The sequence below is a fragment of the Brevibacterium sp. S22 genome, assembly GCF_004745485.1.
Taxonomy (GTDB): domain Bacteria; phylum Actinomycetota; class Actinomycetes; order Actinomycetales; family Brevibacteriaceae; genus Brevibacterium.
In genome coordinates, this window is the sequence record NZ_RHFG01000012.1 from 85,528 (window position 1) to 99,502 (window position 13,975).

Annotated in this window: 12 protein-coding genes; 9 read left to right on the forward strand and 3 right to left on the reverse strand. The window is 58.6% G+C overall.

Annotation, left to right across the window (positions count from 1 at the left end; translation table 11 throughout):
• Positions 1–68: 68 nt before the first annotated feature.
• The 4 genes from EB835_RS11565 (at position 69) to EB835_RS11580 (ending at position 5,163) form a co-directional block, all read left to right on the forward strand.
• A complete protein-coding gene (locus EB835_RS11565; RefSeq protein WP_135809622.1) occupies positions 69–536 on the forward strand; it encodes a hotdog family protein in 468 nt (155 codons plus the stop codon).
• A 34-nt stretch (positions 537–570) separates the two neighbouring features.
• Positions 571–2,211 carry a class I adenylate-forming enzyme family protein gene (locus tag EB835_RS11570; RefSeq protein ID WP_168216717.1) on the forward strand — a complete coding sequence of 547 codons (1,641 nt, stop codon included), beginning with the start codon at positions 571–573 and terminating at the stop codon, positions 2,209–2,211.
• Between the two features lie 2 nt (positions 2,212–2,213).
• Positions 2,214–3,707, forward strand: a complete 1,494-nt coding sequence (locus tag EB835_RS11575) for an APC family permease (protein WP_135809624.1) — start codon at positions 2,214–2,216, stop codon at positions 3,705–3,707.
• Between the two features lie 127 nt (positions 3,708–3,834).
• Positions 3,835–5,163, forward strand: coding sequence for a hypothetical protein (locus EB835_RS11580; RefSeq protein ID WP_135809625.1), 1,329 nt, complete (start codon positions 3,835–3,837; stop codon positions 5,161–5,163).
• 112 nt (positions 5,164–5,275) lie between these two features.
• On the opposite strand, the gene EB835_RS11585 is transcribed toward EB835_RS11580, so the two are convergent.
• A complete protein-coding gene (locus EB835_RS11585) occupies positions 5,276–6,052 on the reverse strand; it encodes an IclR family transcriptional regulator (protein ID WP_135809626.1) in 777 nt (258 codons plus the stop codon).
• A 76-nt stretch (positions 6,053–6,128) separates the two neighbouring features.
• On the opposite strand from EB835_RS11585, the gene EB835_RS11590 reads away from it, so the two are divergent.
• The 5 genes from EB835_RS11590 to EB835_RS11610 all read left to right on the forward strand — a co-directional run bounded on the left by EB835_RS11590 (position 6,129) and on the right by EB835_RS11610 (position 11,128).
• Entirely contained in the window at positions 6,129–7,109 is a 981-nt protein-coding gene (locus EB835_RS11590) for a 2-dehydro-3-deoxygalactonokinase (RefSeq protein ID WP_168216718.1), read from the forward strand.
• Complete coding sequence (locus EB835_RS11595) at positions 7,102–7,716, forward strand: 2-dehydro-3-deoxy-6-phosphogalactonate aldolase (protein WP_135809628.1); 615 nt, start codon at positions 7,102–7,104, stop codon at positions 7,714–7,716. Before EB835_RS11590 ends, EB835_RS11595 begins: the two co-directional genes overlap by 8 nt.
• Positions 7,698–8,909: a galactonate dehydratase gene (gene dgoD / locus EB835_RS11600; RefSeq protein WP_276606001.1), complete on the forward strand. Its 1,212-nt coding sequence runs from the start codon at positions 7,698–7,700 to the stop codon at positions 8,907–8,909. Before EB835_RS11595 ends, dgoD begins: the two co-directional genes overlap by 19 nt.
• Positions 8,910–8,919: 10 nt before the next feature.
• A complete protein-coding gene (locus EB835_RS11605; RefSeq protein WP_135809630.1) occupies positions 8,920–10,224 on the forward strand; it encodes an MFS transporter in 1,305 nt (434 codons plus the stop codon).
• Between the two features lie 385 nt (positions 10,225–10,609).
• A complete protein-coding gene (locus EB835_RS11610; protein WP_135809631.1) occupies positions 10,610–11,128 on the forward strand; it encodes a hypothetical protein in 519 nt (172 codons plus the stop codon).
• 689 nt (positions 11,129–11,817) lie between these two features.
• On the opposite strand, the gene EB835_RS11615 is transcribed toward EB835_RS11610, so the two are convergent.
• On the reverse strand, positions 11,818–13,536 hold the full coding sequence (locus tag EB835_RS11615) for a DUF2075 domain-containing protein (RefSeq protein WP_135809632.1): 1,719 nt from the start codon (positions 13,534–13,536) through the stop codon (positions 11,818–11,820).
• Positions 13,523–13,840 carry a nucleotide pyrophosphohydrolase gene (locus tag EB835_RS11620; protein ID WP_135809633.1) on the reverse strand — a complete coding sequence of 106 codons (318 nt, stop codon included), beginning with the start codon at positions 13,838–13,840 and terminating at the stop codon, positions 13,523–13,525. The genes EB835_RS11615 and EB835_RS11620 overlap by 14 nt, the downstream gene beginning before the upstream one ends.
• Between the last annotated feature and the right edge of the window lie 135 nt (positions 13,841–13,975).

Here is a 13,975-nt window from a genome sequence, read left to right on the forward strand (position 1 = left end):
TAAGTAATCACTTATATATCGGCGAATCAATCGTCGGTGATTGCTGTCGCACGCGAAGGAGCTGGAATATGCCGTCAAGTCTGTCGAGCGAACTGTCGTCATGGCCCGGAACATCGACGGTCACCGACCCCTTCGCTATCGACGCGGAGCACCTGGCCGAATTCGGCCATTCGACCTACTTGGATCCCGCCTACGTCGACCTGACCATCAGCAAGAACAATGTTCTCGGCCCCGACCTGATCGATGGATTCATGCTCCTGTCGATGCTCATGCACGTCGAATTCTCACAGCAGTCACTGAAACGAGAAGGCGTGTATGGCTTCAACTACGGACTCGACCGAGTTCGGTTCACCTACCCAGTGATGGTCGGGGAGCAGATCCGCTACCACCGCACCATCACCGAGGTGGACGAAAGAACACCTACCCGTTTCGTCATTTCTTCGCAGAACACGGTCGAGATATGCGAGTCAGGCGAAATCGCGATGTACGCCGAATGGAAGACGATGCTCATCGACGGGCATGCAGAAGACGAGTGATGACGACCCACCCACCAGCAAAGGACGGACGAGCATGACAGATCACGACCATCAGTGGTGGCTCTCGGGAGATACCAGCCGCTTTCGCCCCATCTTCGCCGACGTCGAAGAATGGTCGAAGACGAATCCCAATGACACCGCGGTGATCTTCGGCGACCGGACCTGGACATACGCCGAGCTGGCAGCAGACGTCGACGCTTTCGCCCGCGCGCTTCTCGCCGCAGGAATAGCCCCCGGCGACCGTGTTGCAACCATGAGCACTCCCCGCCCGGAGTTCCTCATCAGCTATCTTGCTGCGACATCGATCGGAGCCATCTGGCAGGGCCTCAACCCGAAGTACACCGAGCGCGAACTCGAGCACGTCGTGGGCGACGCCGGTCCGTCGATTCTGTTCGTGCTCGGTCCCGATCTCGAGGACGGATTGCTTGACAGGCTCGAATCCACAGTGGTCAGAGTCGGACTGAACTCTTCCGTCGTCATCTTCGGAGACGACCCCAACAGCCAGACCCATGACGGATCGCGTTCACTCATTGCATCATTTCTGGCGACCGGGAACGACCTGCCGAAAGAACGTCTCGACCAAGCACGCGCAGCAGTGTCGCCGGACGACGCGTCGATACTCGTGTACACCTCCGGGACCACCGGAGCGCCCAAAGGGGCGATGGTCCGCCACTCAGGACTGTCGCGACTGGCTCATATCCAGTCACGCAGGTGGGGGATTGAACGCCCACGCATCATCATCAACCAGCCGATCAACCACATCGGTTGCGTCGGGGACCTGTGCAGCGTCAGCCTGCACGCGCGCGGCACGCTCATCTTCACCGATCGATTCGACCCGGCGGAGACATTGGAACTGATCGGGACACACGAAGTGAGCACGCTGTTCCAGATCCCCACCCAGCTGCAGATGCTGGCCTCACACGAAGACTTCGCCACAGCCGATCTGTCGTCCCTGCGCGCAGTCGGATGGGGTGGAGGAGCGTTGAGCGAGAAACTGATTGACGAATTCCGCAGCCGTGGAATCGACGTGCAGAACACCTACGGTCTGACCGAAGTGACCTCCTCAGTGACCTACAGTCGGCAGGGAGCCTCGAACGAAGAGCTCAACACCACCGTCGGACAGCCAGACCCCCAGCTGCAGCTGCGGTTCCTCCGCGAAGACGGGGCCTGGGACTCGGAGAACGGCCCCGGCGAGGTGTGTGTCAAACACCCGACTCTGATGCTCAGCTACCTCAATTTGGAGGAGAAGACCGCCGAGGCGTTCACCCCGGACGGATGGCTGCGCACTGGCGACATCGGCGAGCTCGACTCGAACGGCAACCTCCGCCTCGTCGGTCGCACCCACGAGATGTTCAAGTCCGGTGGGTACAACATCTACCCGCGAGAGGTCGAGGCAGTGCTCGAAGCCCTGCCGGGAGTGCTCGCCGCTGCTGTCGTGGCACGACCAGATGAGAAGTTCGGCGAGGTCGGAGTCGCCTTCGTTCAGGGTGCACCTAGTCTCGATGCCAAAGTCCTCCGAAACGAGGCACGGAAGGAACTGGCGAACTTCAAGGTTCCGAAGGAGATCCACCTCGGAGATCTGCCACACCTGCCGAACCACAAGTTCGACAAGCAGCTCCTGAAAAGTCGTGCAGCGCAGCACCCGCTGAGAGACACCCCACGGACGGAGAAATAGTCATGGCCGAACTCAAGAAGACTCTCGGTGCAGGGACACTCATCGCAGTCGGAGCCGCAGGAGTCATCGGATCGAGCTTCCTCTACCTTTCCAGCGAATTCTTCACGGAATTCGGTGCCGGCGGTGTCATTCTGGGAATGATCGGCGCGACCTTCCTCGCGGCATGCGTCGCCCTGGCCATCAGCGAGCTGACGTCGGCGTTCCCACGCGCCGGGGGTGAGTTCGTCTACGCATTTGCGGCGTTCAACCGTCCTGTCGGCTTCCTCGTCGGGTGGACCGCGATCGCCATCTACGTAGGCATCGTCGCCTTCTACGTCACTGCCGCCGGCTTCCTCCTGGCTCAGGTCATTCCGAGTATGGAAACCATTCCTCTGTACACGATCGGCGGGGAAACCGTCTTCCTTCCCGTGCTTGCGCTCGGCGTGCTGCTGATGCTCATCATGCTGGGGCTGAACTGGTTCGGCGCTCAGCTTGCCTTCTCTGCTCAGCTGATTCTCTTCCTCGTCATGGTCGCACTGGGAGCAGTTATTGTGTTCGTCGGCTTCTCTCATGGAACCGCAGACAACTTCTTCCCGGCGTTCAAACCGGAGGATCAGAACATCCTCGGCGCACTGATCTCGTCGACGAAGTTCATTTTGCCGGCCCTGGGGTTCCTCACAGGGTTCAGCATCGTGGCAGTGATGGCCGAGGAAGCGAAGATCACCCCGAAGAAGGTCGGATCGATCGTCATCCTTGCTGTTGTCGTTGCCGGTGCCTTCTACGCGATCATCTTCGCTGCCACAGCATGGGTGATCCCGTGGACGAAGACGGCTGGACTGAGCGCGGGAACGATCGATGCTTTCCGAGAAGCAGGCTTCGGCCCCGTGGCGATGGTCGCCTTCGTGATCGGTGTCCTCGGGATCGTCACCACATTCTTGGCCGTGTTCTCCGCGGTGTCGCGTCTGCTCTTCTCGCTTTCGCGTGCTGGAATGCTCCCGCGATTCCTCAGTACAGTGGACTCAAAATACGGCGTGCCGCGCAATGCGCTTCTCTTCACCGCAGCGACAGGTCTGGCCATGGGCTGGATCGGTCCCGGGGGACTGACCTGGTTCCTCAACACCGGCGGAGTGAACCTTGCTTTCATGTGGATCTTCACAGTGGCAGCGTTCTATCGTCTGCGTCGCACTCATCCTCATCTCGACAGGCCGTACCGCGTTCGCCAGATGTGGATGCCGGCTCTCGGCGGCGCTGCCGGTGTGCTCCTCGTCGTTGTGAGCCTGATTCCGGGCACCCCGCTCTCGCTTGGGAGCATCGCCGAATACATCATCGTACTGGCGTGGCCCGTGCTCGGGTTCATTCTGTACGGTCTGACGAAGAAGCCCGCCGATCCAGAAGACAGCCTTCGGGAACTGTTGGGTGAGTACTACGGGGAGTTCCGGCCCGAAGCGAAGGTCACTCTTGCAGGAGCGGGGGATGACCGCCCCGAGGAGCTGAAGCACAATGATGAGCAAGCCTGACCCCGTGCTGCTGTGGCAGCGCCGCCAGATCGACAATCAGATCTTCCGAAGGTAGAAGCTCAGGTCCCGAGGACCTCTTCATCTGCCCCAATCCCCATGCAAAGCACTGACTGACGAAAGGCTGATCATGACCACATTCGACAACGGACTCGCTGCGATCGAACTGACAGGCAAGGAGCGTGAAGCGCTCAAGGAACTGTCTGAGTTCCCCTTCTACGAGGCGGTTCTCGGTCGCCGCTCACGACGGTTCCCCGTCGGCGGAGAGATACCGGACGGAGTCCTGGCATTCAAGAGTCGTAAGGACTCCCGCCCACTGACCGACCTGCAGCGTGCTCTTGTACTCGCTACAGTCACCGGACAGACCGGATGGCACTTCGGAATCACGCGCCACCCCGGGTACCAACCTCAGTTCCCCAACTACAGCGGATCGGCGATCGGTCGCACATTCCCCTCGGCTGCGGGCTTCCACACGACTCAGTTCTTCTTCACCGACGATTCGGGCACGTATTACCTCCCGACGAGGGACGGCGTGCTTGATGAACAGCTCGACATCAACACCTTCGACTCGGACGATGCCGTGGAGAACGCCCTCAATGCTGTTCTGGCACGTGCAGTGCGCATCAGCGACGAACGGCTCTACCTGCCGCGGGAACAGCCCTATTTCGAGGGGCACAATACGTGGATCGGCAATTGGCCAGGTTCGCTCCTCGTCATTCCTGTGGCTGATCTGGCCCAACAGACGCTGCTCAATATCGCCTTCTTCTCGCAGAACGGTTATGTCATCTACGACGACATCAACGATCGTCCGATCCCCGGCCTCGAGAAGTATCGGCATCGTCTAGACCATTTCGACGATCCCCAGCCGTTGAGCTTCGTCGAGCAGTACTCGCTGGCAGAAGCCAGCGCCGAACTCATGACCTCAAGCTATGTCGGCCACCTCGCTTTGGGTGCGATCGGTCTGGGCGGATGGAGCTTCGACGGCATCGACCGCAACTCTGTTCTCGGTGCCTCCGGCAATCCCGAAGTGCCAGGTCTGGGCTTCCGTTATGACACTGACGACCGGTGGTCCATCCCCAACCCGACGGGTCGCGACGGAGTCTTCGAGTCGTACACACGGCAGCACTTCGGATCGATGCGGAAAGTGGTCGAAGCGCTGGTCGAACGGAAGTTCGGCCCGGGCGGACCGTTCAATCCGAGCACGCCAGGACCGTGGAAGGACTCCAAGAAAGTCCGAAGTGCAGCGGCACCTTTCGACGATGAGTTCATCGAACTCCTCACAGCGCAGGCCGAATACGTCGATGAGACATTCGGAAAGTTCCCCGGCACTGTGCCCTCTGTGTGGATTATGAACTATCTTCAGGCTCAGCATCTCGATACAGACTTCTATGACGAGAAGTTCAACCCCGGCGCATACCTGGGCACTCATGCGCGCGAACAGGAACGGTGGAACAGCTGACGGAAGCGAGATCTGCTCTTCTGCTGAGCGGCGGCGTACACACCCAGACGGATGTGCGCCGCCGCTTGGGAGCTCTCACTCGCTAGGAAGGATCCGGCCGAAAGCGATCATCCTATCCCTGCCGGAACCCCAACTTCACCGAGATCTCCCGCGCTGCTGACTTCATCACAGGGACCAACGCCTGCATCCGGTCCTTCGGCATGAAGGGACGCGTCGCTGACAGCGAAATGCCGGCCACGATGTCTCCGCTGCCATCACGAATAGGAGCAGCCACACACCGGATCCCCGGCTCGTTCTCTTCGAGATCGAGCGAGGCTCCATCGTGCGTATAGCCCTTCATTCTCTCGATGAATGCGTTCACCGCGGCGGAGTCGGCACCGGGGTTCTCTGCAACGAACATACGCTCCCACCGGTCATCTTGCCCCAGCAGCAGCGCCTTGCCGACACCGGTGCGCGTCATCGGCATCCTATGGCCGATCCGGGACCGCATCTCGGCCCCACGGGTTCCTGGGATCTTATGGAGATAGAGCACCGACTCACCATCCTCGACCGAGAGATGGATCGTGTCCTGAGTCCGTTCAGCCAAAGCCTCCAAGTTCTCCCTGGCAACAACTGGCAGCGGATCCTGATTGAGCGCGGTAAAACCATACTCAATCAGCGTCGGCCCCAGCCGAAACTCTCCCGGCGAACCATGCCGCAGATACCCCATCTGAACCAACAGCTGAATCATCCTGTGCGCGCTCGACCGACCGATGCCCGTGGAATCGACGATCGACTTCAGTGTCGTCGAGCCATGAGCGACGGCGCTGACGATCTGCAACCCTCTGGCCAGGGTCTGAGTGCCCTGCGGAATGGCATCACTGACAACAGTTCCAGAATCCTCGATCATCACCCCATTATGTCATCTATCCCACATATAGGGACACCGGTGGCGTATGATGGAACACGTGCCCATAGTGGCTCTTATGGCAAAACTGGCACCACCCGAGGCCCCACAGATGATCGGCCTCGACTGGGGAACAAGCTCACTGCGAGCCTTCCTCATCGACAGCGACGGACAGGTCCTCGCCGAACGCAACGGTTCCGACGGCATCATGGCCGTCAGTTCGGACACCACAGACCTCCGGGGTGACTTCTCCCGAATCGCTGAAACCGCGGTCGGCGATTGGCTCACCACCCACGGGCCCCTGCCGATGCTCGCCTGCGGAATGATCGGCTCAACACAAGGCGTCGCCGAGGCGGGCTACCTCGAACTGCCCACCGACCTCAGCGACATGGGCGAGCAACTGACGACGGTCGAACTGACGACCGGTGACCTGCACATCGTCCCCGGCCTGAAGAAGACACCGACCGAAGCGACCGCACCCGATGTCATCCGCGGGGAAGAGACCCAACTGCTCGGCCTCCTCGGCGCGGACGAGAACGAACCCAACACGGTGATCCTCCCCGGCACGCACACCAAATGGGTGAGCTGCCACGGGCAACGCGTCACCGACTTCACCACCTCGATGAGCGGAGAGCTCTTCGGCCTGCTGAGCACCTCATCGATCCTCAGCCGCCTCGCCGAACCCACCAAGGGCTTTCACCCCGAGGCCTTCGACTGGGGACTGAGCGTCGGAGCAGACGACCCCGCCGCCGTGACGTCCTCAATCTTCTCCGCCCGAACTTGGGCTCTCGACGGACGTCTGCGTGCCGAAGAAGTCAACGACTACCTCTCGGGAATGCTCGTCGGCGCCGAGGTAGCCCACCAGCTCACCGTGGTCGCCGAGTCGAGTGCCCCTGTGATCGTCTGCGGAACCACAGACCTGACAAAACGCTACACCCGCGCACTGCACCGAGCCGGCCGAGAGACGATCAACGCGAATCCGCGTGCGGCCGCCACCGGTCTCTTCCGCATCGCCGAACAATCCGGTCTCGTACCGACCAAGGAGCACACTCATGCCTGACACCGTCCCCTCCAACCTCATCGCCATCCTCCGCGGGGTCCGCCCCGATGAAGTCCTCGACATCGCCGAAGGCATCGTCGCTGCTGGATTCTCCGCCATCGAAGTTCCGTTGAACTCGCCCGACCCGCTGACCTCGATCGCCGCGTTGATCGAGAAGTTCGGCGACAAAGTGGATATTGGCGCTGGCACAGTGCTCACTGCGGACCAGGTTCGTGACTGTGCACAGGCCGGTGCCCGCATCATCGTCGCTCCCAACACCGATTCCGAAGTCATCTCCACTGCGGTCGAGCTGGGACTCACTCCGTATCCGGGAGCCGCGACCCCGACCGAGGCGTTTGCAGCCGTCAAGGCAGGTGCCACCAAGGTCAAACTCTTCCCCTCCTCGGCGGTGGGGATCAACGGGATGAAGGCCTGGAGTGAGGTGTTGCCTGCCGGCACCGAACTCTTCCCTGTCGGGGGAGTAGGGGCCGACAACGCCGCCGAATGGCGCAACGCCGGAGCCGCAGGCCTGGGCCTGGGGTCCTCGCTCTATCGCCGAGGCGACCGCCCCGACGACGTACGCGTGCGTGCCGAGGCGATCGCCTCGGCGTGGGCGCACACCAACTGAACACCGCTCCATCAACGACAACACCCGAACGAAAGGCCAGACCAATGAAGATCACGTCGATGACGACGTACACAGTGCCGCCTCGGTGGCTGTTCCTCAAGATCGAAACCGATGATGGGATCGTGGGATGGGGCGAACCCATCATCGAAGGCAAGGCCGCGACCGTCGCCGCCGCCGTTGATGAGCTCTCCGACGTGCTCATCGGCAAGGATCCTGCGAACATCGAGGACCTGTGGACGATCATGTACCGCGGTGGCTTCTACCGCGGTGGCCCCATCCTCATGAGTGCGATCTCCGGAATCGATCAGGCACTGTGGGACATCAAGGGCAAGGCGCTCGGCCAGCCGGTGCATCAGCTGCTCGGCGGGAAGGTCCGGGATCGAATCCGCACGTACTCGTGGATCGGCGGAGACCGCCCAGGCGACACCGCGGCCGCCGCACTCGAGACGAAGAACCGCGGCTTCACCGCCGTGAAGATGAACGCGACCGAGGAACTGCAGTTCATCGACTCCTACACCAAGGTCGACCAGGTCATCGAAAACGTCCAGGCGATCCGGGAAGCCACCGGTGAGGACTTCGGCATCGGCGTCGACTTCCACGGCCGCGTGCACAAGCCGATGGCCAAGGTCCTCATCAAGGAACTCGAACCCTACCGTCTGCTCTTCATCGAAGAACCGGTGCTCTCCGAACACTTCGGCTCACTGCGCGACGTCATGGCGAACACCCCGACGCCGATCGCGCTGGGGGAGAGACTCTTCTCTCGGTGGGACTTCCGTGAGGTGATCGCCTCCGGCGCCGTCGACATCATCCAACCGGATGTCTCTCACGCCGGCGGCATCACCGAGACGCGGAAGATCGCGATGATGGCCGAAGCCTACGATGTGGCGCTCGCGCTTCATTGCCCCTTGGGGCCGATCGCGCTCGCATCCTGCTTGCAGGTCGACGCCGGCAGCTACAACGCCTTCATCCAGGAACAGAGCCTGGGCATCCACTACAACACGAGCAACGACCTGCTCGACTACGTCACCGACCCGTCGGTGTTCAATTACGACGACGGCATGATCGACATTCCGTCTGGCCCCGGACTCGGCATCAATGTCAACGAAGAGTACGTCATCGAACGCTCCGCCGAAGGCCACCGGTGGCGCAACCCGATCTGGCGCCACACCGACGGCTCCTTCGCGGAGTGGTGAGGAGAGACCAATGACGAAACTCGACACCGCGGTCACCACCCGCCCCACAAGGATCCGCTATATCATCGCGGTTCTGCTCTTCATCACCGTCGTCATTAACTACATGGACCGGGCCAACCTGTCCATCGCGATGCCGGCTCTGTCTCAGGAGTTCGACCTCACCACAGGACAGCAGGGACTGCTGCTCTCTGCTTTCGGCTGGACCTATGCGGCAATGCAGCTGCCCGGCGGGTGGCTCGTCGACCGCGTGCGACCACGCGTGCTCTACGCCTCGTGCCTGGTGCTGTGGTCCCTGGCCACACTGTTCATGGGAATGTCCGGCGGATTCGTCGCCCTCATCATCCTCAGGCTCATGGTCGGTGGGTTCGAAGCGCCGGCCTATCCCATCAACAACAAGGTCGCTACCGCGTGGTTCCCGGAGCGCGAACGCGGACGCGTCATCGCCTTCTACACCTCGGGCCAGTTCATCGGTCTCGCGCTGCTCACTCCGGTGCTGTCGTGGCTGCAGACGGTGCTCACCTGGCATTGGGTATTCATCCTCACCGGTGTCGTCGGCATCATCTGGGCCGCGATCTGGTGGTTCGTCTACCGCGAGCCGCGTGACAAGTCGGGAGTCAACCAGGCTGAGATCGACCTCATTGCTTCTGGTGGGGGATTGGTCGATGTCGAGTCCGGTGCATCGAAGGAGACGAAGCCGAAGCTCAAGTGGTCGGACGTGAAAGTCGTGCTCTCGCGCCGGAAGCTCTGGGGAATCTACCTCGGCCAGTTCTGTCTGACCTCGACACTGTGGTTCTTCCTCACCTGGTTCCCGACCTACCTCGTTGACTACCGCGGAATGGACTACATCGAGTCGGGATTCATGGCCTCGCTGCCGTTCATCGCAGCACTCGTCGGTGTGCTTATCTCCGGGTGGGTCTCCGATCTCATGGTGAAGAAGGGGCTGTCGCTGGGTACGGCCCGGAAGCTGCCGATCATCATCGGCCTGGCAATGACAGTGTTCATGCTCGGCGCCAACTACACGGACTCGTCGGCTCTGGTCATTGTGTTCATGTCGATCGCGTTCTTCGGCAACGGTTTCGCCTCGATCACCTGGTCGCTGGTATCTGCGTTGGCACCGGAGCGACTGTTGGGTCTGACCGGAGGCATGTTCAACTTCATCGGCAATCTGTCATCGATCGCCACTCCGATCGTCATCGGCTTCCTCGTCACCGACGTCGACTTCGCCCCGGCGTTCGTCTACATGGCCGCAGTCACCATCGTAGGTGTGCTGTCGTACGTGTTCCTCGTTGGGAAGGTTGAACGCGTGGAAGAGTGACGCGAAAAGTTTTGCTTGGCTGGAACGAAGGAGTGCCTCTTCATGATCGGAAACTGTATCCGACCACGGCGAGCCACTCCTTCGCGCTGTTACACGCTTCTGATGTCGAGACGACGGGTAGCATCGTCCATCTGCTTCTATAGAAGTTCCAGATCCGTCGACAAGCTTTTATACAGACGACTCTTCCAACATACTGTGATCGAGCGTCCGGCTTGCCAATCACCTATCACGCTGACCTTGGCGTCATTTCTCTGGCCCACTCGATTCGGACACCGCGGACGGGATGATCTCTCATGTAGCGAATGACCTCCGCGCTCGCATCGGAGTGATGTTTTGAGTTCCTCTATTCCAAGCTTCCAATCCCCTGATGACATAAGGTTGCGACATGAGCGATACGCCGAGTCGAAAGCCAGACGTCCCGCGCGAGATACTGGATGAATACGCAAAAGTTGATCCAGCGTTAGCACGTCGCATCAAAGTACTCACCACGCAAATGAGGAACGAGCAGGTGAGACGCGAACGCCGGATGGCAAAGCTGGAGAGGGCAGCTGAAAGTGTAGCTACATTCGTGGCACCTGTGCTCGTCATGGCCGGAACGCTCTTCGCGATGACTATTCTGCTGTTCCCCGAAGTTGGCACCTTTATAGGAATTTCCGTTTCAGCAGACGAGTCACCTTCAGAGGCAAGCGCAATTGTTTCTGTCCTGGGAGTGGTGACTAGTTTAACTGTTGCAATACATGCAACCATTATTTCGCGTCGAATGCGGAATTCTCATTATTTGAAGTTTCTCCCTCCGCAAATTCAACGATTTGGAATGGAACTCGATCGTCAGCGTTCAGAGCTCAGATATTATCTAAATTCTCGGGTAGCAACCCGGCGGGTGGGGAAACAATCTAGTGACTAGCGATAATCTGAACACGCCAAAAAGAAATGTTCCGAACAATCCCATTAAATCTAGTCCTTACGTAAATGATCCTGGTTTGCGGAAAGCTCTGGAGAACTTTGACCGTGCGGCGGGATCTAAAGGTGTTGCCGATCTGTCTGAAGACGCAGTCGAGAGGTTATTGGATCTGCATGCCAGCTACATAGATGATCTTCTTGTGGGTGCGGCGCAGTCATCTCGAAGGCAAAAATCTGACATCGTTTCTAAAATCGATGTTGAGTTCGCCGATAAGGCCCTTCGCCTTCCCCGGGGATCCTGGGTTGCCGAACTGTGCACGGGTACGGGGGGAGTATTCGCAGGAGGCGGATTGTCGTCTCTGTTGAGTCTGTGGTCCACCAACTACGAAGGCCTATCTGGTTATATTATTGCTATGTCCTCATTGGTTGTCGGTTGTAGCATGCTGGCATTCTCGTTCCGTCGTTAAATGCTGCTGTGTATTGTCCCGTCGCAATTGCCCGATAGCTTAATTGACGGCAATTAATATTGACCAGGCAGGCAAGAAAATATTGTGACTACTTCGTTCCTGTTGTCGACAGGAACTAGCGCGGAGCAACGCCGCTCGAATAATAGTCTTTCCGCGTCTCAAAACTGTATTGTCTCACATCTATTAGGTTGCGGAGTCGGCGTAACGGGTCGTGATGATTGACTCTTTAGAAGGTTGATTGGAGACGTTCTCGCAATGAGAGGTCGCTTACGTACACGTATGTTCCCCTAATTCCTCGCGTGAGAAGCACGCTGTAAATGTTCTTCACGTACTCGAGCAAGTCTTCGTCGGAGTATTGGATCCCTAACTTCGGATTGTTCTCCTTGCCCTTCTTGTCGTGATAGTTCGAGCGATCGAAGGTGAGCTTGCCCGCTACGGGGTCGTAACGGAGGTCGTTACCGATAATGACGCCAACATAGTTGAGGTCGTAGCCCTGAACGGTGTGGATCGAACCGACTTCTTCGACTGATTTTGGTGAGTTGATCCAATCTGTCGTGGTCGTGTTCCATCGCATCTGTTGACCGTCGAGCTCGATATCGTAGGCGCTCTTGTCGTTTTTGCTTTTCCATGGCCACGCATAGCCAGCTACCAATCGAGATAGCCCGTGCTCTTCCTCGCGTTTCTGAAGTTCCCGCCTCATCTCGCCGAGGTCAGTGAACATGTGCAGGTCGTAATCTCCGAAGTTTTCGCGTGATGCTGGTGGATGGTCGCTGAGCACCCGGCGAATGTATCCGACGTAATCTTTGTCAGCCGAGATCCGCATCTGAGTTCGAAGAGGATAGAGGCGGCCAGCGGCGTACGCTTGTGCTGAGAGTTCCTTAGTTTTGGCTGTAGGAAGATCTGCGGGACGAACCGTCTGCCCGACATCGAGCATGAGGATTGAATGTCGACTCTGCTGTCTGATCCAGTCCAACTGTGTCTTATACGGGTCGTCCCAGCCGAACAGTCTTTCGTTGATCTCAGTAAACTTCTTGTTGAGCGGTCCCGCTGCCTGATTTGCTCGCTGATTGAGTCGATGAGCTTCATCGACAACGAGAAGATCGAACGGTTCCGAGCTCTGACCGACCTGAAAAGGTGTCAGCACCATGTCTTTGTGCAGTCCAGGCGTTAACTTGAACACCTTCGCAATCGAATCACGCAATGATTGCTGAGGAACGACGATTGCGAACTTCAGTGTCTTCAGCAGCTCGGCATGTCCGGGAGTGAAGTAATCGCTGAAAATGGAGTCAATGTCCAGAGGCTCTTCCGGGTCATGACTGCGAATGTCTTCGAGAAGTTTGAGCAGGTAGATCGCGACCACTGTCTTGCCGGTGCCCGGGTTGCCCTCGACCACAACAGTGTTGTCGACTCCACTATCGAGATCGTCGAAGAATCCCTCAAGAACGTCATCAACAGCGACCGCCTGGTCGTGGTTGAGCGCCTTGAAAGGCGAGAGCTTGAAGAGGTCGCTGTTGATGATCTGAGGGATCGTGCGTTGGAAGAGCTCTTCTTTGGTCCGCAGCTCTTCGAAGATCCGGTGGAACGTCTTGTTGTAGTTGTCTCTGTCGTAGTAATCGGCGTCAGTGATGCCGGCGTTGAGATTGAGGACCTGTCTGCTAGCATCTCCATGGAACATGCGGATGAGAAATGATTCCAGGTCAAGGCATGCGGATTTATTGAAAGTGTCATCGAGAACGACTCTCACTGACTTGAGGCTTTGTTTTGAGTCAGACTCGAGGTGCTGCCGCATTCGTCCCTCGACATTGAGGGATTCGCCGACGTAGACCTCGTCTTCATTGTTCATGACATAGACGACGGGCCAGTTCCGATGACGCGGATCGACGGATCCCCACGCCCGGACCCCGTCTGCTTCGAATGGGAACTGTTCGACCTTAAAGCTGGTCATACTTCACGCTCGTCCCTTTAGCCTTTTCAACTGGGTACTTCTTGTCAGTTTTGGCGAGTTTCTCGAGCACGATTGTGTCGGGGTCGAGATCCAGCTTGTCCGCGAGCAACATGCAGTAGGTCAAGACATCGGCCAATTCGTCTTTCGCGGAGTCGAGGTCAGCACCACCCCATTGAAAACATTCGAGCAGCTCTGCGGCTTCAATGGAGACGCTCTTCGCGAGATTCTCGGGTGTGTGGAACTGTTGCCAGTCCCGCTCGGCCATGAAGCTTCGCAATGCATCGCGAACAGAGTTCTCATACATAACTTCAAGGTATCAGCGACTCACGACAGATGGTCTAAGCATTCGAAAGTTGGCGCGTCACTGGCGCCGATCAAATCCAGTACGACCGATCGAGTCGCGCCTTGACGCGCGAAATGGGGCTCAAGATCTCATCAC